Below are 23,598 nucleotides of genomic sequence, written 5' to 3' on the forward strand. Positions count from 1 at the left end.
CACTCAATCCGTGGATGTCGTGGTTGAGGTGTCCTTGCCGTCGCGATAATTGTCGATCACCGTCGAGCGACGCTCGGCATCGATCGGCGTCATACCGCGCGGCGCGATCAGGTCCGTCGGGCTTGCAACCTGCGCAGCCAGATTGGCCTGGGAGGCGCAGCCGAAATTCTGCCAGTTCTTGTTCTGCGCCGTGTCGTTGGAGAGATCCTCCGGCCATTGGCCACACGGTCCGGCCACCGCCGTGGTTGCGACATAGCTCAAACGGATCGGCGCGGCATCTCCTGTTGCGCCAGCCCGGTAAGGCCGCTCAACGATTTTTGGGGCGGCAATGCCCTTGGAGACCAGCAGGTTGCGTACCTGGCGAGCAATGCTGGAGGCCGCCATTGTATTGGGAGACCCTTGCGGCACCAGGATCTGCACATAGCCGGTGGACGCATTGCGGTAATCCTGGGCAAAGCCCGTCACCGCATCGCTCATGCCGATCGTCAGGCGGCTTGAGCCCTGCGCGACCGGAAGATCCAGCGAATGCTCGACATCGGTGACGATGATCGGATGGCGGGTACGGTAATCGTCGGGAATCGAGCCGGTGGACATCTCGTCTTTCATGCCGCCGCAACTGCTAAGCGGCAGGATGGCCATCAATCCGAGGAGGAGCGCGCAAACGCGCGTCAGGGGCAGGGTAGGGTGAAGTGTCATCGCGTTCGCCCTCATTTGTAAATATAGCCGACAGTGCCGTGATAAGCGCCGTTCGCCGTGGCTTCCTTGCGGCCGTAGACCTTGTTGACACGGTTCAGGAAATACATGGCGCCGTCTCCAGCAGGATTGAAATTGTCGTCGGGACGCGCCAGCGCATTGCGGGTGACAGGCCGGACAAGATAGGGCGTGGCAATGATCACCAGTTCGGTTTCGTTGCGCACGAAATCCTTGCTGCGAAACAGTGTGCCGAAGATCGGGATTTTCGAAATACCCGGCAGGCCGGACATGGCCTGGCGGACATTGTCCTGGACCAGACCGGCAATCACAATCGATCCGCCGGAGGGCAGCTCGACCGTGGTCGAGGCCTCGCGCTTGCGGATCGACAAATAGGTCGAGCCGGGGATGGACGAATCCGAATTGCCCTCTACCACCGATCCCTCATAGGTCGGCTCGGAGACATTGGTTTCGATCGCCAGACTGATCCGGCCCGGAGAGAGCACGACCGGTCGGAAGTTCAGCTGAATGCCGTAATCGACGGTCGAGGTCGTGCGAGAGACGGTTTTCTGCCCGGTGGTGCTGTCGGTGCTGATTTCCTGGCCAGCTGCCAGACGATATTCGCCGCCGACGTAGAATTTCGCCTGTTCGCCGGAAATTGCCGTCAGGCTGGGCTCAGCCAGCGTGCGCATCACACCCGCCTGCTCCATGGCATTGACATAGGCGCTGATGCCAAAGCTGCCGAATGTCTTGGAAATTGTGGCGGTGCCGCCGACGTCGACGGAATTGCCGAGGTTGGACGGATTGGCGTAGCTGATGCCGCTGGTGCCATCCGTGGCGCTGGCGCTGACACCAAGCTGTTTCAGCACCTGACGGCTGACCTCGGCAACGGTGACTTTCAACGTTACCTGATCTTCGCCTTCGATGGTCAGCATGTTGACGATCTGCGAGGTTTGACGGTCTTCTGCATAGATGGCCACCGCGCCGTCGCCGCTGCTGTTGCTGGTTGCGGTTTCTCCGCGGGTGGTGGCTTCACCACCCTGGAGGAAGGCCTTGGCGAGGCTGACCGCGCGCGACGAATCCTGCGGAGTGCGCACCGTGCCGCTCAGCACGACGTTGTCAGAGATGATCTCGACCTTGATATTGGACTCTGGAATGAACCGGCTCAGGTTGGTTTGAAGACCCTCGATATCCCGTTCGATTTGCAGATCGAGACTGACGATCTCGCGGCCATCCGCCCCGAAAATGAAAATATTGGTCTGGCCAACCTTCTTGCCAAACAGATAGATCCGGCGTGAGGTGCGGGTGACGGCATCGGCCAGTTCAGGGTCGGCCACCAGGATATCATGTGCGTCTTCAGGCAGATCGACGACGATGGCCTTGTTGAGGCCAAGCTTCAGGTCACGCCGCACACCGGGGCCGGTTTGGGCGATGCGCACCAGGCTCTGGGCACCGGCGGCAAGCGCATCGGCACGCCAGACAAGCATATTTTCTCCCGGCAGGCCGCTGATCGACAGGCCAAGCGAAAGGCTGCCGGTGATCATCATCCGAAACAGGCGGGCAGAGGAAAGGCGCATGGAAAATCGTCCGTTCATTGTTTTGCAGCTCCCGCGCTCTTGACGATCTGCCCGGATTTGATGACCTGCACCTGTGGACCGCCGCTATCGCCGCTCAGCAGGTAGCTTGCGGAACTATTGTCCTGCTCCTGGGCATCCGCCACGGAGCGCAGCGCCAGTGACAGGCGCTCGGCCATCTGCTGGGCAACCGTCAGCACCTTGGTTTGCTCCGGTGTCAGTTCCAGTGTTGCGGTGGTGCCAATGACCGAACGGGTGCCGTCGTTCTTTTCCTCGATCTGCTGGTCGATGGCGAGAACGCGGACATTGGACAGCACGGTTTCGGTCAGGTGATTGTCATTATCGCCCTTGCGGACCATGATCACGTCAACACGGTCATTGGGCAGGATGAAACCGCCAGCACCGGTTGCCACGGAAATTTCCGTGGAGATTGCCCGCTTTCCGGCTGGAAGCAGCGCTGAAAGGGTGCGGCTGGAGGCGTCGGCGATCTTTTCGATCCGGATCGGCTCACCTTCGAAAATCGGCAGCCGCACGACAAGCCCGGCAAGGTCGCTCAAGGCCTGGGGACGGTTCTCCTCCGTCACGAAACCGTCGACCAAATCGGTCTTCGGCCAGTCCATCCAGCGCATTGCCTTATCGGTCAGGCGGGCGCCGACCGGCAGGCTGGCAGCGGCGATCAGCACCTTGGTGGTCGGTTCCTTCGTCACCACAGGCTCGGATTGCTGCACCACCACGCGCTTTTGCCCGCTCAGTCCCATGGCCAACAGACCGGCCAGACCGGCCGCGGCCACGGCGACGAAGAGAATGAGAATGCGGGCGGGCTTCATGGTCTGTCCTTAAGTCGGCGGAAGCTTTCTTAAGGTCGAAAAGAACAGAAATTGGTGTAATTATAGTTAACAACCGCCTTACTGGCGTGGTTAACAAAATATTGCCGAATTTATTTCGGCGAAACTGTCGCCAAGGCCAATGTCACCACTGGTGCACTGAGGAAACTGCAAAAACCGCCAATGGCAATGGCAATACCATAGGGGATTTTTTTCTCGACAATCAGCGAGCGCGGCAGGCGCAGTCCAAGGGCCATTACGGTATTGGCCTGGCTGCGCAAAGCCAGGATCATCAGGGTCAGCACGCCGCCAAACATCGCGACTTCAATCAGAAATTCCACCAGGCTGATGTTGAAACCATACCAGACGGCGGCAGCCGTCAAAAGCTTGGCATCGCCGCCGCCCATGACATTGACGGCAAACAGTGTGAAACAACCGAAAAACACGATCAGACCCGCCGTGAGATGCAGACCGGCCAATCCTATAGGCAGGCCCAACACCAGGGCGAGGGCGGCAAAACCGATAAGCAGCACAAGGGGGATCGCATTGGGGATCTTCATCTCGAACAGATCGGTAAAGGCCGCGAGTGCCAGACAAAGAGGCATGATCAGTGACAGCGTAACAGCCAGCATGGCGGATGAACCCTTTGATGACGTGATTTTAGTAAATCGACCATGGCGTAAAGCCATTACCGAATCATTCTCTGGACTGAAAATAATGCTCGCTCAGAATATTCGGGGCGGGAAATATTTAGGGCAGGCTCTCCTGCGACAGCAAAAAGAAAAGCCGCCCTTGCGAGGCGGCTCTTGTAGCCTTGAGGCTGCTCGTTTCAAGCTTACTTGGTTGCGTCCGCACCCTTATTCATCTGCGTTGTCAGATTATTAAAGGTGTTGCCAATGCTCGTACCGAGCGTGGTCGCGCCAGCGACGAGTGCCACGGAAATCAGAGCGGCGATCAGGCCGTATTCGATGGCCGTTGCACCGGATTCATCCTTCATAAAACGTGAGAAAATCTTGGACATGCGCTTCTCATGCTCCACAAGTGTTGTTCTGACCAGTCAACTATTTTTACTGATCGGTTGATGTAGAATTGAAGATCGGCATTTTGTAAAGCATTTCACTCTGAATTGAAGTGGTGAAATACTCTAAAGCTTTACGCATTTTCGGATAAGAAAATGCCCCAATAGCCTTTCGGATTTGGGAATAAGCTTACTTGGATGCGGTAGCCGCCTTATTCATCTGCGTAGTCAGATTGGTGAACGTGTTGTTCAAGCTCGAGCCGAGCGACGTTGCACCAGCAACCAGGGCCACGGAAATCAGAGCGGCGATCAGGCCGTATTCGATGGCGGTTGCGCCGGATTCATCCTTCATAAAACGTGCGAAAATCTTGGACATGCTCTTCTCCTGCTTCATAAGGTTTCTCTTGTCCGCCAACTGTTTTTTGTTGTCCGGTTGAACTGAAATTACAGGTCGCCGCATTGCTATCGCCTTAAGAAAACAAGTTAATTATCCTTGAACGGCAGCTTGATTTCAGTGTGGTAAATGAAGCTGAAAGATAGTCGGGAAAATTGTATTCACTCCGGAAAAAGGCCAGTCTACAGCATGTTTACATGCGAAATTATGCAAGTATGTGTCAGTTATGGCCGCGAACATGCGCGTATTTATCACGAGATGAACCGTATGATGTCCTGAGAGGAGACGATGGCTTTATAGTTCATTTACCATTTTACCTCAATCTATGGTCCTGATCTGCACGAGAGAAATGTTTTCCATGGCGCTGCCGATGTTGTTTCGCTGCTGTTTTGCGTTTTTGCTTGCCGGAATGGCGACAGTTCCCGGCACAGCGCATGCTGAAGACCCGCTTTTGCGCGTGGTGATGAATCAGGCCCGCATTCTTAAACTCGACCGGCCGGTCAGCAAGGTTATCATCGGCAATGAGAAAGTCGCCGATGCCACCGTGGCCGACCCAAAAACCATCGTGCTGACAGGGCGTAGCTTCGGGACGACGAATTTGGTTCTGCTTGACAGCCAGGGCAATGCCATTTTCGACGAGCGTATTCTTGTCTCTATCGATGAAGCCAATACAGTTCGGCTGTACAAACAGACGCAACGCACGGTCCTGTCCTGCACGCCAAGCTGTGAGCAGCATTCGCAGTCTGGAAATTCCACTGGAGATGCGTCTTCCAGCAATAGTGCGTCCAGCGGAACCGGCCAATAGCGGCAAGACGCTGCGCGAGACAGTGAAACTTTAACTGCCGTATCGTTACGCGACCAACTCCTGCATAAGAAATCATGCAGTAATAATATGAATTTATTCAGAATATCTAAAATTAATTTTTTGCTCGTTTCCGTATCATCCTGTTCAAACTGAAGGAATTCGGCAACGAAAATTAAATAGATCCAGCCCTAGCTTGCTATCAGGCACAACAACCGGCATTCAGACAATGGTCTTTCCAGATGGCACCCGTGACAAACGCGACGGACTATGGCGCAGATGGAGATTAGTGGCCAGGCGTTTGCGTCGCTCCCGTGACGGATCGGCGGCCATCGAATTCGCCATTCTGGCCATTCCTTATTTCCTGATCATTTTTGCCATTCTGGAAACATTCGTGGCTTTCATCGCCGAACAGACCGTCAATGCAGCGGTCGATACGCTGGGCAGGCAATTGCGCACCGGCAATATCACCTATAATCAGGCCCGTAGCACCGATAAGACGGCGACGGAATTCCGCCAGTTGTTCTGCAACGAGATTTCCTTTCTCCTCACCTGCGATGCTGCGGAAGTCGCAACACCCAACCGGCTCTGGCTCGATGTGCGCACGTATACGGCTTTCTCCGCCATGCCCACCACAATTGCCACCACATCCGGTAGCCTTGATACGTCCAGTTTTGCCTTCACGCCTGGCGGGGCAAGCTCGATCAATATGCTGCGTGCCTTTTATTATTGGCCGGTCACCACCGATCTCGTCCGGCCCTATATTGCCACGATCCACCGCCCTGGTGTTTCCAGCAATTCCGATTACCTGATCGTATCGACCTTGGCCTTCCAAAATGAGAATTATCCATGAGGTCGAAACCCGCCCTGATTTTGCTTCTATGCAGACCTTTCCGGCTGTTGGCGCTGGATCGTTCCGGTGTCGGCGCGGTGGAATTTGCGCTGATCGTGCCCTTGTTGCTGGTTCTCTATCTGGGGGCATTTGAGCTTACCATGGCGCTCAGCGTGTCGCAGCGCGCCACCACCAGCGCCGGGGCCATCGCCGATATCGTGGCGCGCAAGCAGAAAACGGTCGATAAGACCTTTCTGGCGAACATGCCGGATGTGCTGAAGGCCATGTTCGCCCCGACTGCGACGACAGGCTATACGCTGAAGATCACCGGCATCAAGGTGGACAGCAATGTCAAGGCGACGATTGCCTGGTCCTGGGCACAGGATGGCTCCAAACCCTATGCAACCGGTGCAACGGTGACGCTTCCGTCCGGCATGGCCGCCGCCAATGCCTTTTTCGTCCATGCGGAGCTGACCATTCCCCATGAGCTTGTCACCTATCTGCCTGGATTTACCGGATCAAGCGTCAGCACAATTACCATCGCCAGGGATTATTACTTCCGTCAGCGGGAAAACGGCGAGATTGCCTGCTCGGATTGCTGATTCGAATGGCGATTTGCCATTGCCGGCCTAAATGTCTATTCAATCCGTTCGATTGATATTCAAATGCCTTGTACTGCATGGTTTCAGCGTCAATCCCGGAAAGATTGATGCTGACATGAGCGGTGCTCCAGGGCGTGACGGGTGAAGCATGGCGCGGGCCTTTCTGTTTGTTCTCGATTCCTTTGGTGTCGGCGGCGCGCCGGATGCGCCAGCCTATGGCGATGACGGCGCCGATACGCTAGGCCATATCGCCGAGTTCTGCGCCGCCGGTGCCGGGGATCGCGATGGTTTGCGGGCCGGGCCGCTGATGTTGCCGAACCTATCGGCGTTGGGCTTGTTGCAGATTGCCAGCTTGGCCAGCGGTAGCTTGCCTGCGGGCATGGCCTTGCCGGAGCGGGTCTTTGGTCTGTACGGTGCGGCCAATGAAATTTCCCGGGGCAAGGATACACCGTCTGGCCATTGGGAAATCGCTGGTACACCTGTCATGTTCGACTGGGGTTATTTCCCGCAAGAAGGCGATGCCTTTCCCGCCGATCTCGTCGCTGATATTTGCAAACGCGCCGATCTTCCCGGCATTCTCGGTAATTGTCATGCCTCTGGCACCGACATCCTGGCCCGATTGGGTGAAGAACATTGCCGCACGGGCCAGCCGATCTGCTATACATCCTCCGATAGCGTCTTCCAGATTGCCGCCCATGAGCATGTGTTCGGGTTGGAGCGTTTACTGCGGCTCTGCGAAATCGTCCGGGAATTGCTCACCCCCTACAGGATCGGTCGGGTGATCGCCCGACCCTTTATCGGCAATAGCGCTTCGAATTTCCAACGCACCGGCAATCGGAGGGATTATTCGGTTCCGCCGCCGGAGCCGACTTTGCTCGATCGGCTGAGTGAAGCGGGTCGCACGGTACATGCCATCGGCAAGATCGGCGATATCTTCGCCCATCAGGGGACTGGCCGCGACATCAAGGCGAATGGCAATGCCGCACTGATGGAGGCGACGCTGGCAGTGATGGATGAGGCAGCGGACGGCGATCTGGTCTTCACCAATTTTGTTGATTTCGACATGCTTTACGGCCATCGCCGCGATGTGCCGGGCTATGCCGCAGCGCTAGAAGCCTTCGATCTCTGGCTGCCGGATGTCTATCGCAAGCTTATCCCCGGCGACATGGTGATTCTGACCGCCGATCATGGCTGTGATCCGACCTGGCGCGGCACCGACCATACCCGTGAGCGGGTGCCGATCATGGCGTTCGGTCCCGGCATTCGGGCGCGTTCTATCGGCATTCGCGACACCTATGCCGATATCGGTGAGACAATTGCGGCCCATCTCGGTATTGCTCCGGGCCGTCATGGCATGAGTTTCCTATGACTGCGTCGCTGTTGAAGGCCGAATTGCATTGCCATATCGAAGGTGCCGCACCTCCAGCTCTGGTCGCGGCCCAAGCCGAGAAATATGGCATAGATGCCAGCAGTTTTATCCGCAATGGAAGCTATGTCTGGGAGGACTTTACCAGTTTCATAGCCGCCTATGATTTCGTCGCCTCGGTGTTTCGCACGGAGGAGGATTTCGCTGCCTTGGCCGAGGCCTATCTGATTGAATTGGCGGGCGTCAATACGATCTATAGCGAGCTATTCGTTTCGCCTGACCATGGCGAGGCGGTGGGACTGTCCGCCGAAGCCTATATCGAAGGCTTGGCGGAAGGCATTGTCGCCGCTCGGATCAAGACCGGTATCGAATGCCGGATGGTGATTATCGGTGAACGGCATCTGGGGCCGGAAAACGTCTTGCGCCGGGCGAAATGGCTGGCCGATTACCATCATCCGCTGATCACCGGCTTCAACATGGCGGGTGAGGAGCGGATGAACCGGGTGGCGGATTACGCCCCGGCCTTCGACATCGCCCGTGAGGCGGGCTACGGCATTACCATCCATGCTGGCGAACTCTGTGGAGCTTTCAGCGTTCGTGACGCGCTGGATCTGGTGCGCCCAAGCCGGATTGGCCATGGCGTGCGCGCGATTGAGGATGCCGATCTGGTGCAGCGACTGGCGGATGAGGGCGTGGTGCTGGAAGTCTGCCCCGCCTCCAATATCGCCCTTAAAGTGTTTGAGGATTATGCCAGCCATCCCATGCGCGACCTGACTGATGCTGGCGTGCGGGTATGCATCAATTCTGACGATCCGCCGTTTTTCGCCACATCGCTGGCCAATGACTATGCCATCGCCGCTTCGATGGGATTTTCGGACGTCGAAATCGATGCGATGACGCGAACGGCCATCGAAGCGGCTTTCGTGGATGAGGCGACCCGCCAAAACCTGTTGCAGCGGCTGCAAGCGGCTGGTTCTGGGGATGAGGCAGCGATTTAACGGCTGCAAGCCTTGCTCATCCCACCGATTCGTTGGAAGAAACATCACAGTCAGGAATAGAGCGGAAGAGACAAGAGGTTTCCCATGGACGGCGTCACAGTCATCAATCACCCCCTGGTGCAGCACAAGCTGACCTTCATGCGCCGCAAGGAAACCTCGACGGCGGGCTTTCGCCGGCTGCTGCGGGAAATCTCGACGCTGCTCTGCTATGAAGTGACCCGCGATCTGGAGCTGACCGTGGAAACCATCGAAACGCCGATGGTGGAAATGGAAGCACCGGTGCTGGAAGGCAAGAAGCTGGTGTTCGCCTCCATCCTGCGCGCTGGCAACGGCCTTTTGGAAGGCATGCTGGATCTGGTGCCCTCAGCCCGCGTTTCGCATGTTGGCGTGTACCGCGACCATGAAACCCTGCAAGCGGTGGAATATTACTTCAAGGCCCCGGAAAGCCTGTCTGAGCGCCTCGTCATCGTGGTGGACCCAATGCTGGCCACCGGCAATTCTTCCATTGCTGCCGTGGATAAGCTGAAAGAGCGCGGTGCCGTCAATCTTCGCTTCGTTTGCCTGCTGGCAGCGCCGGAAGGCATTAAGAATTTCCGCGAAGCCCATCCTGATGTGCATGTTTACACGGCAGCGATTGATAGCCACCTGAACGAGCACGGCTATATCGTGCCGGGTCTGGGCGATGCGGGCGACCGCATGTATGGCACCAAGTAAGACTTCGTTCAGCATAAAAGAATCGAACCCCGGTGCCTGTCGCCGGGGTTTGTTATTGAGGGGTGCTGCTTGTGTGATTTGAGAGGCTGTGGGCCATGTTGAAGCGGGTTTTGGTCTTTGCCGGGCTGGTGGTTGTGGTGGCAACCGTGCTGCCCCGCTATCTCCAGCGCCAGATGGACACAATACCCGAAGCCCCGCCCACGCAAACCGTCATGAATGCCACGCCCGCACCAGCGCAGGGCTTGGCGCGCGCTTTGTTGACAGCCAATGCCCAAGGGCATTTCGTCACCACATTCCGCATCAATGGCAAGGCGGTGGAGGGGATGATTGATACTGGCGCATCATCCGTGGCCATCAATGAAACAACGGCTCGGCGTCTGGGCTTTGGCGCTTCTGATCTGGATTTCAAATATAAGGTCACGACCGCCAATGGTCAGACGGCTGCGGCGGCGGTGATGCTGGATCGCGTCGAAGTCGATGGCGTGCGCGTGCAGGATGTTAAAGCCATTGTGCTGCAAGACAAGGCTTTGTCCGGCACGTTGATTGGTATGACATTTCTGGAAAAACTGGGCAGCTATAAGGTCGAAAACGGCCAGATGCGGCTTAGTCAGCGGTGAGGTGCGGGGCTAAAAGTTCATTGCCGTATTGAAGGGCAAAGCCTGCCCTGAGCCTTTGTTTTTGTGTTGTGCAGCGTCAATATGCGCATATAAGTTGAAGTCTTGTTTCCTGAGATCACAATGAGAGGCAGCAATCGATATGAATCCAGATGTTTTGACGGTTCTGACGGCGCTTGGTTTGTATGCTGCGGTGGTGATCAGTCCCGGTCCTAATTTCGCTTTGATCTCCAAGCTGGCAATGTCCGGGGCACGATCAACCGCCGTGGGTGCAACATTTGGATTTGCCATCGCCGCAACATTTTATGCGGTTCTCACCATGGCAGGTTTGGCTTTGGTTCTGGCAAGGGTTGGATGGCTGGCAAGCCTTATCCAGATCGCTGGCGGCTGTTATCTTGTCTATCTCGGCCTGATGGCGTGGCTCTCGAGCAAGCCGGATACGATGAAACAAGGCGTATCATCTGTCGAAAAGGGCAGTGTTTTGCGCGGTTTGCGCATGGGGATGATCGTTAATCTCTCCAACCCGAAAGGCATTGCCTTCTTTATCGGCCTTTATGCCGTTGCAGTGCCGCCCGAGACGGGTCTTTTGGCAAAACTGGCAATTCTTGTGGGTGGCTTCATGATTGAGATCATCTGGTACAGTTTGGTCACCGCTCTGTTGTCTCGCAGGCAAGCCAAGGCCGTTTATGATCGCTTTGGCCAATGGGTAGAACGCGCCATTGGAACAGCGCTGGCCGGGTTTGGGATACGGCTGATTGCCGAAAAAATCTGATTTTCTGCAATGTGCCGCCCATGCAATTCCATGAGCGGCACAATTTTAAATCGCTTAGAGTTTGTCAGGGAAAAGTGGAATCCGGTTTTCCCGAAAAGACAAACGAAAACAAGAGAATCTAGAGTATGTCTGGTTCAATCTGAACCTGACAAACTCTAGTGAGCGCCGGACATGTCGCCCAGCACGTCCTTGGAAGCCACGGTGGAATCGGCGTTCAGCTTGTAGACCATCGGCACGCCGGTGGCGAGATTGACGCTGAGGATCTGTTCCTTGGTCAGCTTGTCCAGCACCATTACCAGCGAGCGCAGCGAATTCCCATGGGCCGCCACCAGCACCTTTTCGCCCCGCAGCACGCGCGGCAGGATTTCGGTGAGGTAATAGGGCCAGACGCGGGCGCCGGTATCGCGCAGGCTTTCGCCGCCCGGTGGCGGAATGTCGTAGGAACGGCGCCAGATATGCACCTGTTCCTCGCCCCATTTGGCGCGGGCGTCGTCCTTGTTGAGGCCGGAAAGATCGCCGTAATCACGCTCGTTCAGGGCCTGATCGCGGATGGTTTCAAGGCCGGACTGGCCAAGATTGTCGAGAATGATACCGCAGGTCTTCTGGGCGCGGGAAAGATCGGAGGTAAAGGCGATATCGAACTGGATACCATAGTCCTTCAGCGCCTTGCCGCCAGCATTGGCTTCCTGCACGCCAAGGTCGGTCAGGTCGGGATCACGCCAACCGGTGAACAGGTTCTTCAAATTCCAATCGCTCTGGCCATGGCGCACGAGCACGAGGGTACCGGTCATCGACTAAATCCTCTCATTGATCTTGGTGGTAAACATTAGTGCGGAGATGAAAGCCCGAGAACATCGAGCATGGAGTAAAGGCCGGGTTTCTTGTCCTGCGCCCAGAGCGCGGCCTTGACCGCGCCGCGTGCAAAGATTGAACGGTCGCCAGCGCTATGGGAGAGCGTGACGATCTCACCTTCGCCAGCCAGCAGAACGGAATGTTCGCCGATGACAGAGCCGCCGCGCAGCGTTGCAAAGCCGATCGATCCGGGCTCACGCGGGCCGGTATGGCCATCGCGCACTTTGACGGCTTTCTCCGTGAGGTCGATACCGCGCCCCTTGGCGGCTGCTTCCCCCAGAAGAAGGGCGGTGCCTGAGGGCGCATCGACCTTGTGCTTGTGATGCATTTCCAGCACTTCGATATCCCAGCCGGAGGCTTCCAGCGCCTTTGCCGCCTGGGCAACCAGGACCGACAACAGGTTGACGCCGAGGCTCATATTGCCGGATTTGACGATTCTGGCATGGCGCGCTGCCGCCTCGAACCTTGCTTCATCGGCTGGCGAGCATCCCGTTGTGCCAATGATATGAACGATGCGGGCCTGGGCTGCCAATGCGGAAAACTCCACCGAGGTTTCCGGTCTGGTAAAGTCGATCACCCCATCGGCATTGACGAAGGCGGCCAGTGCATCGTCGGTGACGGGAACACCCAATGGACCGACGCCGGCCAGATCACCGGCATCCCTGCCAATCGAGGCGGAACCCGGACGACCGACCGCCGCATGTAGCACAGCACCCTGCGTCTCGCAGATGATCCGCACCAGAGCTTGCCCCATGCGTCCGCTGACGCCAACCACGACCAGCTTCATCGGGCCAGTCTGTGTCGGACCGGTGTTCAATGCAACTGTCATGCCTCTCTCCGTCCTCATCCGTGCTTCTCCGCAGGCTTTGTGCTTACAGTGAAGGACTTCCATTGGTTGCCTGCATATTGTTCAGCCGGGCGTAAAGCCCCTCCGGCCTTTCCGTCAGTGTCCTGTGGTTGCCCATTTCGACCACCCGGCCATCTTGCATCACGACGATCTTGTCGGCCTTGACCACGGTGGACAGCCTGTGCGCGATGACCACGACGGTCCGCCCGTTCATGGCTTCGTCCAATGCCTTCTGCACGGCGGCTTCCGATTCGGTATCGAGAGCGGACGTGGCTTCGTCCAGAAGCAGGATCGGCGCGTTGCGCACCAGAGCGCGGGCAATCGACAGGCGCTGGCGCTGACCGCCAGACAGCGTCAGGCCATTTTCGCCCACCGGTGTTTCATAGCCATAGGGCTGCGCCAGGATGAAATCATGCGCATGGGCAAGGCGCGCTGCCTCTTCCACTTCGGCATCGTTGGCATCAGGGCGGCCATAGCGGATATTGTCGCGGATCGTGCCTTCGAACAGATAGGGATGCTGCGATACATAGGCGATATGCTTGCGCAACGAGGCCTTGGTCACATCGGCAATATCCTGCCCGTCGATCAGGATCTGGCCCCGCGGCGGATCGTAGAAGCGCGGGATCAGCGTGATGATGGTGGATTTTCCAGCGCCCGATGGCCCGACCAGTGCCGTGGTCTTGCCGCCTTCGGCAGTGATATCGACGCCCTTCAGAATTTCAGGGCCGTTGCCATAGGCAAAATGAATGTCTTTGAACTCGATACGGGCTTCGCTGACCTTCAATTCGCCAGCGCCGGGCTTGTCGCGCTGGTGCGGCTGGGTGTCGAGGATGGCATAGATCATCCGGGCATTGACCACGGCCCGTTCCATCTGGATCTGCAATTTCGCCAGCCGCTTGGCAGGCTCATAGGCCATCAGCAGGGCGGCGATGAAGGAGAAGAAGGCTCCCGGCAACATGCCACCGGCAATGGTGCGGTAGGAGGCATAGGCAATGACGGCGGCAATGGCGAGACCGGCAAAGCTCTCGGTAATCGGCGAGGTGCGCTCACTCAGACGGGCAATGCGGTTGGCGCGGCTTTCGGCACTGTCGATAATGCCCTCCACCTTACGGCCAAGCTCTTCCTCCATGGTGAAGGCCTTGACGACGGCAATGCCCTGGACGCTTTCCTGCATGGCACCCAGCACCCGGCTGTTGAGCATGACGGAATCCGTGGTCGCCTTGCGCAGCCGCTTGGAAATATAGCGTAGCGAATAGAGAACCGGCGGCGCAACCACGAAAACGATCAGCGTCAGCACCCAGTCCTTGGCGAGCATGACGGCGATCAAGCCGATCAGGCTGAGAAGATCGCGCGCCGTCGAGGTGACGGTCAGGTTCAGGACATCTCTGATACCATTGACATTCTGGCTGACCTGGGCGGCCAGATGCGCCGAGCGGGCCTCGTTGAAATAGCCCATGGACAGCGTCATCAGATGGCTGAACAACCGCTTCTGATAGCGGGCGACAATATTATTGCCGATCTTGGACAAAGCCACCGCCTGGCCATAGCTGGCAAGGCCACGCAGCGAGAAAGCGATGAAGATCGAGACGCAGATGATCCAGACCAGATCGGCGCGCTTGTTGGCAAAGGCCTCGTTAATCACCGTTTCCATGATCCAGGCGGTAAAGGCCGTTGTCAGCGCTACGGTTGCCAGACAGATAATGGCGAAGACATAGCCGCGCACATGATCGCGGCCGTTTTCGGCGATGACCCGCTTGAGAACGGCGGTGATGCTTTCCGACGATTCTGGCAGGGAGGTCTTGATGGTGTCGCGCAAGAAATGTCTTTCCCATTCGATTGGTCATAGCGACCATCATGGCCGCGCCAGCCGGTCTATAGCCAGTCCGGCTGCTTTTGACCATAGAGCAATGCGCGACGCAATCAACGCTGCCAGCGACGGCCCTCATGCTTCACACCATAGCTCGACGGCGTGCGGGCATAGGCTGCCAGCCCTGAAAGGGCGGCCTGCGGGTGAATGGCGACAAAGGTGGGAATGGTCTTCATCATTTCCGTATGCGGCGCCTTGTCCTCGAAAGCGGCCCGGAAGACCGGGCTCTTCAGCAAGGGGATGATCTTTTGCGAAATGCCGCCGGACAGGAAAACGCCGCCACGGGCCATGAAAACCAGAGCCATATCACCGGCAATCCGGCCAAGATAGGTCACGAACAGTGTCATGGTTTCCACGCAGACCGGATCATTGCCCTTCAGGGCATGCTGGGTCACATCGGCGGGATCGGTCCATACAGGCTCAATGCCATCGGCAGCGCAGATGGCATTGTAGAGATGCAGGATGCCGCGCCCGCACAGGATCTGCTCGCCGGAAATCCGGCCTTCGATCCGTTCGATATGCGGAAAAATCTGCCAATCCCGGTCACTGCGCGGTCCGATATCCACATGGCCACCTTCGCCGGGAACCGGAAACCAGGTATGATGGGTATAAAGCAGACCGCCAACACCCAGCCCGGTGCCAGGTCCCAGAATGACGCGGGAGTTCAGCGAGGTTTCGGTCAGGGGACCGATCGGTTCGCGGTCGTTGCGTCCCAGTGAGGCAGCAGCCAGCGCCTGCGCTTCGAAATCATTGACAACAAGCACGTCGTCAAAGCCGAGATCGGCAATCATCGCCTTGGGACGAATGACCCAGGGGCAATTGGTCAGCGGGATTTCGTCATCCTTGATCGGACCGGCCACAGCCAGGATGGCCGAGCGCGGCTGGAATCCGGATTTGTCGAGAATACAATCCTGAATGGCCTGGTCGATGGTCGGGAAATCCGCTGTGTGAATATTGGCAAATTCCTTAGGCGCAGCATGGGCATCCATGAGAATCCAGAAGCGCGCATTGGTGCCGCCGATATCGCCGACAAGAACCGGAAAGGGCATGTGATCATTGTCATGAGGTTTTGGCATTGAAAAATCCATTTCTGGTCACGCGGCTTCGGCCTTGCGGTTTGATATTATTCCGTGATCACGGGCAACAGACGGTCAGCCGTCGCCCGGTTGAGCGCCATCGGTGTATCGTAAAGAATAGCCAGTCGCATCAGCGCCTTGACATCGACATCATGGGGCATGGGGGTGAGGGGATCGACGAAGAAGATCAGCATGGCGACCTCTTCCTGGGCAATCATTGCGCCGATTTGCTGGTCGCCGCCCAGAGGGCCGCTTTTCATCCTGAGAACGTCCAATTTCGGGCAGGCGTCGTGCACCCGTGCGCCGGTCGTGCCGGTGGCGACAATCTGCCATTGCTCAAGAAAACGCTGATGATGGCGGGCAAACGCCGCCATCTCGTCCTTCATCTTGTCATGCGCGATCAGCGCAATCTTCTGGCGCTCAGCCATTGGTTCTCCCCTGAGCGTTTAAATCGATTTGCGGACCCTCTTATACCAAGGGGCGGGGAATTGAAAAGCCGCTCCCCGCCTGATCTTAGGGGCGCGGTGACGGTGATGGAACATCCTCGCTCGGCAGGTTGGCATCATCAGGGGTGGCGGACGAGGCTTTGACGGGGGCTGCACCCGGATTGACATAGGCCTTCACGCCGCCAAAGGTCGCCTGTTTCTCGCTGGCGACAGATGGCGCATCCAGCACCGCGGCACAGGCCTTGGGCAGGTCTGAAACCATCAGTGGCCGAGGCGGCGGTGGGGGCTTGGCATTTGGGTCGCGTTTCTTCTGTTCCCACGGTTCCTTGGTAAACCACCAGGCCAGCGATTTATCGCAGCCGTCGCCGGGGGCCACAGGCGCTTGCGGCTTGCAACCGGCGGCACCGGGCGGGCAGGAAAGCCGGATATGGAAATGCGCGTCATGGCCATAGATCGGGCGGATCTTGCCCATATTGGTCCGGTCGCCCGTCCAACTTTCGCAGAGTTTTTTCTTGATGGTCGGATTGACGAAAAGTCGCTCCACCTGCGGATAGCTCGCCGCCAGCATCAGCAGTCTGGCATGGGTCGGTGTCCAGGTCTGCGGATTGATCGTCAGGAACTTGTCCTTCAGGATCATCGAGGTAAAAGGCAAATCCTCGCGCTGCTGCACCGTCAGGCGTTTTGCTGGCATCGGGGTCAGCCAGATATCGGCGTCCAATCCGATCTGGTGGGAGGCATGGCCATTGGCCATCGGCCCGCCGCGCGGCTGGGCGATATCGCCGACCAGCAGGCCCGGCCAACCGATTTTTGGCGCATCGCGCGACAATTGCTCGATGGTCTGGATCATCGCCGGATTGCCCCAGCGGCGATTGCGCGACAGCCGCATCGCCTGCCAATTCGGGCCATCCGTCGGCAGGGCGACGGCCCCGCTCATGCAGCCCCGCGCATAGGAACCATAAGGCATGACCGGCCCTGCATTGGGGAGGGTTTCCTGGGGAAAGGCGATCTTGGCCGGTTGATCCGGCCCGGCTATGGCCATGTCGAGCCCGAGTGAAAGAACCGCCAGCCCGGCTGTCATCGCCCGCAGCACTGTTGATCGTCGCGTCAAATTTCACCTCATCCTTGCGGAATCATCCGTCTACATGGCAATCAAACTAGGGTTTGTCAGGCAAAAGTGAAACCCGGCTTTCCTCAAAACCGGAGAGTTTGTGTGGGTTTGCGTGCCAAAGCCTGTCTTTCGCCCGGTTTTGTCTTATCTTGTCAGCCAAATCACCACTGCATGGTTATCCTTCTCCGTCAGGAATGTGGAAAATCATGCATGGAAAGACATTGTCGGCCATGCTGACGAAATTCGAGGGGTAATTCATGGCTGTCATCCGCGCCGGGGCAAAAATACGCGCATTGTTTTTGGGTCCATTGCTTCTGGGTCTTTGCGCCGCACAGAGCTTGACCACCCAGGCTTTCGCAGAGGAACCCCAATGGCGCCACGCCATCGGCTTGATCGACGCTCCGAAATATCCCGAGGGTTTTCAACGCTTCGACTATGTCAATCCGGATGCGCCGAAGGCGGGTGAGTTGAAACTGTCGTCGTTCGGCAGCACCTTCGATACGTTCAATCCGATCGCGGGCAAGGGGCAGTTGGCAGATGGTGTCCAGGTGCTGCTGTCGTCGCCCCCTGGTGCATCGCTTGTGACCGAAACCCTGCTCAAATCCTCGCTCGATGAGGATGGTGTCAGCTACGGTCTTCTGGCGGAGGCGCTCGCCTATCCCGATGACGTTTCCTATGTGAAATTTCGGCTGCGGCGTGAGGCCAAATGGGCGGATGGCCAGCCCGTCACCCCGGATGATGTTGTTTTCAGTTTCGATGCCGTCAAGCAGCTCAATCCGGCGGCTGCGATCTATTATAATCATGTTGTGAAGGCTGAAAAGACCGGTGAACGGGAAATCACGTTCACGTTCGATCAGAAAGGCAACAAGGAACTGCCTTCGATTGTCGGGCAACTCGACGTCGTTCCAAAGCATTGGTGGCAAGGCCAGGGACCCGATGGCAAGCCGCGTGATATCTCCAAGACAACGCTTGAGCCGATCATGGGATCTGGTCCCTATCGCATCGCCGGGTTTTCGCCAGGTGGATCGGTGCGCTACCAATTGCGGGATGACTATTGGGGCAAGGATATCAACGTCAACATCGGCTACAATAATTTCCGCAGTATATCCTACACCTATTATACCGATATCAATGTCGCATTCGAAGGTTTCCGTTCTGGCGCGACCGATTTGTGGCTTGAAAATTCCGCCATGCGCTGGACCAAGTCCTACGATTTTCCGGCTGCCGTCCAAGGCAGGATCAAGCGCGAGCAGATCCCGAACGATTACCGCAAAGCCGGCTTGATGATGGGCTTCTTCCTCAATACGCGGCGGGAGCAGTTCAAGGATGTGAATGTCCGCAAGGCGCTGAACTACGCTTTCGATTTCGAGGAACTGAACCGCACGGCGTTTTTCGGGCTCTACAAGCGAATCGACAGCTATTTCTATGGCAATGACCTGGCCTCCAGCGGCTTGCCTGATGGTAAGGAGTTGGAGATCCTAAACGGGATCAAGCAATATGTGCCGCCGGAGGTGTTCTCCACGGTCTATAAAAATCCGGTCAGTGGAGACCCCGCAAAGCAGCGTGACAATCTGCGCATGGCCATTTCGCTTTTCGCCAAGGCAGGCTACGAATTGCGCGGCAACCGGATGGTGTCCAAGGCCACCGGCAAACCTTTCACGTTCGAAATTTTGCTGGATGGTCCACTCATCGAGCGGGTGGCATTGCCCTATGCCAATAATCTGAGAAAAATCGGCATCGAGGTCAATGTCCGAAGCGTCGATTCCTCCCAATTCACCAGCCGTTTGCGCAGTTTCGATTATGATGCCGTTTATTATGTCGCCTCGCAATCCACCAATCCAGGCAATGAGCAGCGCGACTACTGGGGGTCGGCCAGTGCCGACACCACCGCTTCGCGCAATTATGCTGGCATTAAAAACCCGGGCATCGATGCCTTGATCGACCAGATTATCTTTGCGAAAGACCGTGACACGCTGATGGCGACCGTTCATGCGCTCGACCGGATGCTGCTTGCTGGAGCCTATGTCGTGCCGTTTTATACCCGCGGTGATGTGTGGTTTGCCTATTGGGACAAGTTTGCGCATCCGCAAAACCTGCCGGAATTTTCCAGCGGCTTCCCCGATATCTGGTGGGCAAAGCAAGTGTCGAATTGAGCCATTCACTATCATGCGGCGGCATAGGCGATCACAGCCTGCTTTGCAGGCCGCATTTCAGCCGCTACCAATAGGCACGGCGAATCAACGCCCCGAACATACAACAAGAGCAATAAAGGACGGATGGATTGGCAAAACGTGATGGCATGGTGAACACGGGAGCGTTCTGCTGATGGGCGCCTATATCCTGCGCCGCCTGCTGTTGATGATCCCGACCATGGTTGGCATCATGGGCATTTCCTTTCTGGTCATCCAGTTTGCCCCCGGTGGTCCGGTGGAACAGGTGGTGGCGCAGCTGAGCGGACAGGGAGACAGCGCCGACCAGCGGCTTTCCGGTGGTGGCGATATCGTCAGCCAGGGCGGCATGGGCGATGGCGGCTCGAACTATCGCGGTGCGCAGGGGCTGGACCCGGATCTGATCAAGAAACTGGAGAAGCAGTTCGGCTTCGACAAGCCGCCACTCACCCGGTTTCTTGACATGATGTGGAATTATATCCGCTTCGATTTCGGCGAGAGCTTCTTCCGCAACACCTCGGTAATCGACCTGATTGTCGAGAAAATGCCGGTCTCGATCTCGCTCGGCGTCTGGGTTCTGTTGCTGTCCTATGCGATTTCCATTCCGCTCGGCATCCGCAAGGCCGTTAAGGACGGCTCGACCTTTGATGTCTGGACCTCCGGCATCGTCGTGGTCGGTTATGCTGTGCCGGGCTTCCTGTTCGGCATTCTGCTAATCGTGCTGTTTGCCGGTGGCTCCTTCTACAATTGGTTTCCGCTGCGTGGCCTGACTTCCGATAATTTTGCCGATCTCAGTTGGTGGCAGAAGATCCTCGATTATTTCTGGCATCTGACCCTGCCGCTGACCGCATTGCTGCTTTCGGCCTTTGCCACCACGACACTGCTCACCAAGAATTCCTTCATCGACGAGATCAAGAAGCAATATGTGGTAACGGCCCGTGCCAAGGGCCTCAGCGAACATCGGGTGCTGTACGGCCATGTGTTTCGCAATGCCATGCTGATTGTCATTGCCGGTATTCCCGGCGCTTTCGTCTCGGCCTTCTTCACCGGTTCGCTGCTGATCGAGAATATCTTCTCGCTGGATGGCCTGGGACGTCTCGGCTATCTGTCGATCATCAACCGCGATTATCCGATTGTGTTTGCCACGCTTTATATCTTCTCGCTGCTGGGCCTGGTGGTCAGCCTCGTCTCGGATTTGATCTATACCTGGATCGATCCCCGCATTGATTTTGACCGGAGGGATGTCTGATGGCAGCCGTTCCCGAACACCTGGCCAAGCCGCCGAAAAAGCCGTTCCTGACCCCGATCAACCGGCGGCGCCTGGAGAACTTCAAGGCTAACCGGCGCGGCTCCTGGTCCTTCTGGATCTTCATGGTGCTGTTCGGACTGAGCCTCTGCGCCGAGTTGATCGCCAATGACCGGCCGATCATCGCCTCCTACAAGGGCGAGATCCTGTTTCCGGTCGCCATCAACTATCCAGAGGAAAAATTTGGCGGCTTTCTGGCCGTCACCGATTATCGCTCCAGCTTTGTATCGGACGAGATCAATGCCCATGGCTGGATGATCTGGCCGCCGATCCGCTATTCCTATCGCACTGTGAATTCGGAAATTCCGCAATCGGCCCCGACGCCGCCCTTCTGGTTGATGGACGCCAAGCAGCGTTGCTCGGCCTATCCGAAGGGGGCGGATGACCCCAATTGTATCATCGGCAACATGAACTGGCTTGGCACCGACGATCAGGCCCGCGATGTCATGGCGCGAATGATTTACGGATTCCGCATTTCCGTGCTGTTCGGTCTGGCGCTGACGATGATTTCCGCCGTGATCGGCGTGTCCGCCGGTGCGGTGCAAGGCTATTTCGGCGGCAAGACCGATCTGCTGATGCAGCGGTTCATCGAGATCTGGTCATCGATCCCGCTGCTTTATATCCTGCTGATCATCGCCTCGCTGCTGCCGCCGGGCTTCTTCATTCTGCTTGGTATCATGCTGCTGTTCACCTGGGTGCATTTCGTCGGCATTGTACGGGCGGAGTTTCTGCGGGCCAGAAATTTTGAATATGTGAACGCCGCCCGGGCGCTTGGGGTTGGCAATTGGACGATCATGCGCCGCCATCTGCTGCCCAATGCCATGGTGGCGACCTTGACCTTCCTGCCCTTCATCCTGTCGGGATCGATCACCACCCTGACCTCGCTGGATTTCCTCGGTCTCGGCATGCCGCCCGGCTCGCCTTCGCTGGGTGAGCTGATTGCCCAGGGCAAGCGCAATCTGCAAGCGCCCTGGCTGGGGCTGACGGCCTTCTTCACCATGGCGATCATGCTGTCCCTGCTTATTTTCGTCGGCGAGGCGGTGCGCGATGCCTTTGATCCGAGGAAGACCTTCAAATGAGCGCGCCTCTTCTCTCCGTCCGTGATCTGTCGGTGGCCTTTCATCAGGGCGAAAGCCAAAGCCTCGCCGTCGATCACGTCAGCTTCGACATCGCACCGGGCGAAATCCTGGCCCTTGTTGGCGAATCCGGCTCCGGTAAATCGGTCTCGGCTGCCTCTATCCTCAAACTCCTGCCCTATCCCGCCGCCAGTCATCCCTCCGGCCAAATCCTGTTTGATGGCCGGGATCTGCTGACCCTGTCCGAGCCGGCTTTGCGGGCCGTGCGTGGCAATGACATTACCATGATCTTCCAGGAGCCGATGACCTCGCTCAACCCGCTGCACAGCATTGAGCAACAGATCGGCGAAATCCTCGAACTCCACCAGTCGCTGACCGGTGACGCCGCCCGCAAGCGGACGCTGGAACTGCTGCTTCAGGTCGGCATCCGCGAGCCGGAAAAGCGGCTCTCGGCCTTTCCTCATGAACTGTCTGGCGGCCAGCGTCAGCGGGTGATGATTGCCATGGCGCTTGCCAACCGGCCAAAGCTGCTAGTGGCCGATGAACCGACCACGGCGCTGGATGTGACGGTGCAGGCGCAAATCCTGGAGCTTCTGGCCGGGCTGAAGCGTGAGCATGGCATGTCCATGCTGTTCATCACCCATGATCTCGGCATTGTCCGTAAATTCGCTGACCGCGTTTGTGTGATGACCGGCGGCAAAATCGTTGAGAGCGGCCCGGTTGAGGCAATTTTCGCCAATCCGCAACATGCCTATACAAGGAAATTGCTGGCATCCGAGCCGCGCGGTGTGCCGCCGGAAACCGATTTGGCAAAGCCTGTGGTGATGGAAGGGCAGGAGATCCGTGTCTGGTTCCCGATCAAGGCCGGATTTTTGCGCCGGGTGGTGGACAATGTGAAGGCCGTGGACGGCGTCGATCTGACGCTGCGCGCTGGACAGACGCTCGGTGTGGTCGGCGAATCCGGCTCCGGCAAGACCACGCTGGGTCTGGCGCTGGCGCGGCTGATCTCGTCCCGGGGCCGGATCGGCTTTCTCGGCAAGAATATCGATGGCTATTCATTCAAGCAGATGCGCCCGCTGCGCGACCGTTTGCAGGTGGTGTTCCAGGACCCGTTCGGGGCGCTCAGCCCGCGCATGTCGGTGGGTGATATCATTGCCGAGGGATTGCGAGTGCATGAGCGGGGCCTCACGGCAGCAGAGCGGGACAGGCGGGTCTGCTGGGCGCTGGAGGAAGTCGGTTTGGATATCGCCACCCGCTGGCGCTATCCGCATGAGTTTTCGGGCGGCCAGCGGCAACGTATCGCCATTGCCCGCGCCATGGTGCTGAAACCGCGCTTCGTGATGCTGGATGAGCCGACCTCGGCGCTGGATATGACCGTGCAGGCGCAAGTGGTGGACCTGTTGCGCGATTTGCAGAGCCGCCATGACCTCGCCTATCTGTTCATCAGCCACGACCTGAAGGTGGTGAAGGCGCTGGCCAATGACATCATCGTCATGCGATCAGGAAAAGTTGTCGAGCAGGGACCGGCGCAGGAGGTTTTCACCGCGCCGAAACAGGATTATACCAAGGCCCTTCTTGCTGCCGCATTCGACCTCAAGGCCATGAATATCGGTGGTGTCAGCCAATAATACCAGCCTTCTGCAAGGATGCTC

24 protein-coding genes are annotated in these 23,598 nt (G+C 57.5%); 12 read left to right on the plus strand and 12 right to left on the minus strand.

Features of this window, described 5'->3' with window-relative positions; translation table 11 throughout:
• Positions 1-3 precede the first annotated feature (3 nt).
• The 6 genes from AVI_RS00915 to AVI_RS00940 all read right to left on the minus strand — a co-directional run bounded on the left by AVI_RS00915 (position 4) and on the right by AVI_RS00940 (position 4,482).
• The gene (locus AVI_RS00915) at positions 4-696 is read right to left on the minus strand and encodes a CpaD family pilus assembly protein (RefSeq protein ID WP_085946580.1); all 693 of its coding nucleotides are present in this window, start codon (positions 694-696) and stop codon (positions 4-6) included.
• An 11-nt stretch (positions 697-707) separates the two neighbouring features.
• On the minus strand, positions 708-2,285 hold the full coding sequence (locus AVI_RS00920; protein WP_012654665.1) for a type II and III secretion system protein family protein: 1,578 nt from the start codon (positions 2,283-2,285) through the stop codon (positions 708-710).
• Positions 2,282-3,091 (minus strand): Flp pilus assembly protein CpaB, encoded by an 810-nt coding sequence (cpaB, locus tag AVI_RS00925; RefSeq protein ID WP_012654666.1) that lies wholly within the window; start codon positions 3,089-3,091, stop codon positions 2,282-2,284. The genes AVI_RS00920 and cpaB overlap by 4 nt, the downstream gene beginning before the upstream one ends.
• A 110-nt stretch (positions 3,092-3,201) precedes the next feature.
• Complete coding sequence (locus AVI_RS00930) at positions 3,202-3,720, minus strand: A24 family peptidase (RefSeq protein WP_012654667.1); 519 nt, start codon at positions 3,718-3,720, stop codon at positions 3,202-3,204.
• Between the two features lie 203 nt (positions 3,721-3,923).
• Entirely contained in the window at positions 3,924-4,109 is a 186-nt protein-coding gene (locus tag AVI_RS00935; protein WP_012654668.1) for a Flp family type IVb pilin, read from the minus strand.
• A 187-nt stretch (positions 4,110-4,296) separates the two neighbouring features.
• The gene (locus AVI_RS00940; protein ID WP_012654669.1) at positions 4,297-4,482 is read right to left on the minus strand and encodes a Flp family type IVb pilin; all 186 of its coding nucleotides are present in this window, start codon (positions 4,480-4,482) and stop codon (positions 4,297-4,299) included.
• Between the two features lie 388 nt (positions 4,483-4,870).
• On the opposite strand from AVI_RS00940, the gene AVI_RS00945 reads away from it, so the two are divergent.
• From AVI_RS00945 to AVI_RS00980, 8 genes are all read left to right on the plus strand, one after another.
• Positions 4,871-5,305: a pilus assembly protein N-terminal domain-containing protein gene (locus AVI_RS00945; RefSeq protein ID WP_085946603.1), complete on the plus strand. Its 435-nt coding sequence runs from the start codon at positions 4,871-4,873 to the stop codon at positions 5,303-5,305.
• A gap of 226 nt (positions 5,306-5,531) precedes the next feature.
• The gene (locus AVI_RS00950; RefSeq protein ID WP_012654671.1) at positions 5,532-6,155 is read left to right on the plus strand and encodes a TadE/TadG family type IV pilus assembly protein; all 624 of its coding nucleotides are present in this window, start codon (positions 5,532-5,534) and stop codon (positions 6,153-6,155) included.
• On the plus strand, positions 6,152-6,736 hold the full coding sequence (locus AVI_RS00955) for a TadE/TadG family type IV pilus assembly protein (protein WP_012654672.1): 585 nt from the start codon (positions 6,152-6,154) through the stop codon (positions 6,734-6,736). The genes AVI_RS00950 and AVI_RS00955 overlap by 4 nt, the downstream gene beginning before the upstream one ends.
• Before the next feature lie 148 nt (positions 6,737-6,884).
• The gene (locus tag AVI_RS00960) at positions 6,885-8,105 is read left to right on the plus strand and encodes a phosphopentomutase (RefSeq protein WP_012654673.1); all 1,221 of its coding nucleotides are present in this window, start codon (positions 6,885-6,887) and stop codon (positions 8,103-8,105) included.
• On the plus strand, positions 8,102-9,100 hold the full coding sequence (locus AVI_RS00965) for an adenosine deaminase (RefSeq protein ID WP_012654674.1): 999 nt from the start codon (positions 8,102-8,104) through the stop codon (positions 9,098-9,100). The genes AVI_RS00960 and AVI_RS00965 overlap by 4 nt, the downstream gene beginning before the upstream one ends.
• Before the next feature lie 84 nt (positions 9,101-9,184).
• Complete coding sequence (upp, locus tag AVI_RS00970; protein WP_012654675.1) at positions 9,185-9,814, plus strand: uracil phosphoribosyltransferase; 630 nt, start codon at positions 9,185-9,187, stop codon at positions 9,812-9,814.
• 95 nt (positions 9,815-9,909) lie between these two features.
• On the plus strand, positions 9,910-10,431 hold the full coding sequence (locus AVI_RS00975) for a TIGR02281 family clan AA aspartic protease (RefSeq protein ID WP_012654676.1): 522 nt from the start codon (positions 9,910-9,912) through the stop codon (positions 10,429-10,431).
• A gap of 139 nt (positions 10,432-10,570) precedes the next feature.
• Positions 10,571-11,200, plus strand: coding sequence for a LysE family translocator (locus tag AVI_RS00980; protein ID WP_012654677.1), 630 nt, complete (start codon positions 10,571-10,573; stop codon positions 11,198-11,200).
• Positions 11,201-11,355: 155 nt separating this feature from the next.
• Here the strand turns inward: AVI_RS00980 and AVI_RS00985 are convergent, their stop codons facing one another.
• The 6 genes from AVI_RS00985 to mepA form a co-directional block, all read right to left on the minus strand.
• The gene (locus tag AVI_RS00985; protein ID WP_012654678.1) at positions 11,356-11,991 is read right to left on the minus strand and encodes a 2,3-bisphosphoglycerate-dependent phosphoglycerate mutase; all 636 of its coding nucleotides are present in this window, start codon (positions 11,989-11,991) and stop codon (positions 11,356-11,358) included.
• A gap of 35 nt (positions 11,992-12,026) precedes the next feature.
• Entirely contained in the window at positions 12,027-12,839 is an 813-nt protein-coding gene (gene dapB, locus AVI_RS00990) for a 4-hydroxy-tetrahydrodipicolinate reductase (RefSeq protein ID WP_012654679.1), read from the minus strand.
• Between the two features lie 85 nt (positions 12,840-12,924).
• Complete coding sequence (locus tag AVI_RS00995; RefSeq protein WP_012654680.1) at positions 12,925-14,715, minus strand: ABC transporter ATP-binding protein; 1,791 nt, start codon at positions 14,713-14,715, stop codon at positions 12,925-12,927.
• 104 nt (positions 14,716-14,819) lie between these two features.
• Complete coding sequence (locus AVI_RS01000) at positions 14,820-15,842, minus strand: glucokinase (protein ID WP_012654681.1); 1,023 nt, start codon at positions 15,840-15,842, stop codon at positions 14,820-14,822.
• A gap of 47 nt (positions 15,843-15,889) precedes the next feature.
• Complete coding sequence (locus AVI_RS01005) at positions 15,890-16,270, minus strand: methylglyoxal synthase (protein ID WP_012654682.1); 381 nt, start codon at positions 16,268-16,270, stop codon at positions 15,890-15,892.
• A gap of 85 nt (positions 16,271-16,355) precedes the next feature.
• A complete protein-coding gene (mepA, locus tag AVI_RS01010; RefSeq protein ID WP_012654683.1) occupies positions 16,356-17,366 on the minus strand; it encodes a penicillin-insensitive murein endopeptidase in 1,011 nt (336 codons plus the stop codon).
• A gap of 287 nt (positions 17,367-17,653) precedes the next feature.
• Between mepA and AVI_RS01015 the strand changes: the two genes are divergently transcribed.
• The 4 genes from AVI_RS01015 (at position 17,654) to AVI_RS01030 (ending at position 23,574) form a co-directional block, all read left to right on the plus strand.
• Positions 17,654-19,549, plus strand: a complete 1,896-nt coding sequence (locus AVI_RS01015; RefSeq protein WP_012654684.1) for an extracellular solute-binding protein — start codon at positions 17,654-17,656, stop codon at positions 19,547-19,549.
• A gap of 172 nt (positions 19,550-19,721) precedes the next feature.
• Positions 19,722-20,813, plus strand: a complete 1,092-nt coding sequence (locus AVI_RS01020; protein ID WP_012654685.1) for a microcin C ABC transporter permease YejB — start codon at positions 19,722-19,724, stop codon at positions 20,811-20,813.
• Positions 20,813-21,949 (plus strand): ABC transporter permease, encoded by a 1,137-nt coding sequence (locus tag AVI_RS01025; protein ID WP_012654686.1) that lies wholly within the window; start codon positions 20,813-20,815, stop codon positions 21,947-21,949. The genes AVI_RS01020 and AVI_RS01025 overlap by 1 nt, the downstream gene beginning before the upstream one ends.
• Complete coding sequence (locus tag AVI_RS01030; RefSeq protein ID WP_012654687.1) at positions 21,946-23,574, plus strand: ABC transporter ATP-binding protein; 1,629 nt, start codon at positions 21,946-21,948, stop codon at positions 23,572-23,574. Before AVI_RS01025 ends, AVI_RS01030 begins: the two co-directional genes overlap by 4 nt.
• Positions 23,575-23,598: the final 24 nt, after the last annotated feature.

The sequence above is a fragment of the Allorhizobium ampelinum S4 genome (assembly GCF_000016285.1).
GTDB classification, from domain to species: Bacteria; Pseudomonadota; Alphaproteobacteria; order Rhizobiales; family Rhizobiaceae; genus Allorhizobium; species Allorhizobium ampelinum.

Excerpts from the sequence above, each read along its gene's own strand:
- AVI_RS00915 (WP_085946580.1), bottom strand. The coding sequence starts at position 696 with ATGACACTTCACCCTACCCTGCCCCTGACGCGCGTTTGCGCGCTCCTC.
- AVI_RS00920 (WP_012654665.1), bottom strand. The coding sequence starts at position 2,285 with ATGAACGGACGATTTTCCATGCGCCTTTCCTCTGCCCGCCTGTTTCGG.
- cpaB (WP_012654666.1), bottom strand. The coding sequence starts at position 3,091 with ATGAAGCCCGCCCGCATTCTCATTCTCTTCGTCGCCGTGGCCGCGGCC.
- AVI_RS00930 (WP_012654667.1), bottom strand. The coding sequence starts at position 3,720 with ATGCTGGCTGTTACGCTGTCACTGATCATGCCTCTTTGTCTGGCACTC.
- AVI_RS00935 (WP_012654668.1), bottom strand. The coding sequence starts at position 4,109 with ATGTCCAAGATTTTCTCACGTTTTATGAAGGATGAATCCGGTGCAACG.
- AVI_RS00940 (WP_012654669.1), bottom strand. The coding sequence starts at position 4,482 with ATGTCCAAGATTTTCGCACGTTTTATGAAGGATGAATCCGGCGCAACC.
- AVI_RS00945 (WP_085946603.1), top strand. The coding sequence starts at position 4,871 with ATGTTGTTTCGCTGCTGTTTTGCGTTTTTGCTTGCCGGAATGGCGACA.
- AVI_RS00950 (WP_012654671.1), top strand. The coding sequence starts at position 5,532 with ATGGTCTTTCCAGATGGCACCCGTGACAAACGCGACGGACTATGGCGC.
- AVI_RS00955 (WP_012654672.1), top strand. The coding sequence starts at position 6,152 with ATGAGGTCGAAACCCGCCCTGATTTTGCTTCTATGCAGACCTTTCCGG.
- AVI_RS00960 (WP_012654673.1), top strand. The coding sequence starts at position 6,885 with ATGGCGCGGGCCTTTCTGTTTGTTCTCGATTCCTTTGGTGTCGGCGGC.
- AVI_RS00965 (WP_012654674.1), top strand. The coding sequence starts at position 8,102 with ATGACTGCGTCGCTGTTGAAGGCCGAATTGCATTGCCATATCGAAGGT.
- upp (WP_012654675.1), top strand. The coding sequence starts at position 9,185 with ATGGACGGCGTCACAGTCATCAATCACCCCCTGGTGCAGCACAAGCTG.
- AVI_RS00975 (WP_012654676.1), top strand. The coding sequence starts at position 9,910 with ATGTTGAAGCGGGTTTTGGTCTTTGCCGGGCTGGTGGTTGTGGTGGCA.
- AVI_RS00980 (WP_012654677.1), top strand. The coding sequence starts at position 10,571 with ATGAATCCAGATGTTTTGACGGTTCTGACGGCGCTTGGTTTGTATGCT.
- AVI_RS00985 (WP_012654678.1), bottom strand. The coding sequence starts at position 11,991 with ATGACCGGTACCCTCGTGCTCGTGCGCCATGGCCAGAGCGATTGGAAT.
- dapB (WP_012654679.1), bottom strand. The coding sequence starts at position 12,839 with ATGAAGCTGGTCGTGGTTGGCGTCAGCGGACGCATGGGGCAAGCTCTG.
- AVI_RS01000 (WP_012654681.1), bottom strand. The coding sequence starts at position 15,842 with ATGCCAAAACCTCATGACAATGATCACATGCCCTTTCCGGTTCTTGTC.
- AVI_RS01005 (WP_012654682.1), bottom strand. The coding sequence starts at position 16,270 with ATGGCTGAGCGCCAGAAGATTGCGCTGATCGCGCATGACAAGATGAAG.
- mepA (WP_012654683.1), bottom strand. The coding sequence starts at position 17,366 with ATGACAGCCGGGCTGGCGGTTCTTTCACTCGGGCTCGACATGGCCATA.
- AVI_RS01015 (WP_012654684.1), top strand. The coding sequence starts at position 17,654 with ATGGCTGTCATCCGCGCCGGGGCAAAAATACGCGCATTGTTTTTGGGT.
- AVI_RS01020 (WP_012654685.1), top strand. The coding sequence starts at position 19,722 with ATGGGCGCCTATATCCTGCGCCGCCTGCTGTTGATGATCCCGACCATG.
- AVI_RS01025 (WP_012654686.1), top strand. The coding sequence starts at position 20,813 with ATGGCAGCCGTTCCCGAACACCTGGCCAAGCCGCCGAAAAAGCCGTTC.
- AVI_RS01030 (WP_012654687.1), top strand. The coding sequence starts at position 21,946 with ATGAGCGCGCCTCTTCTCTCCGTCCGTGATCTGTCGGTGGCCTTTCAT.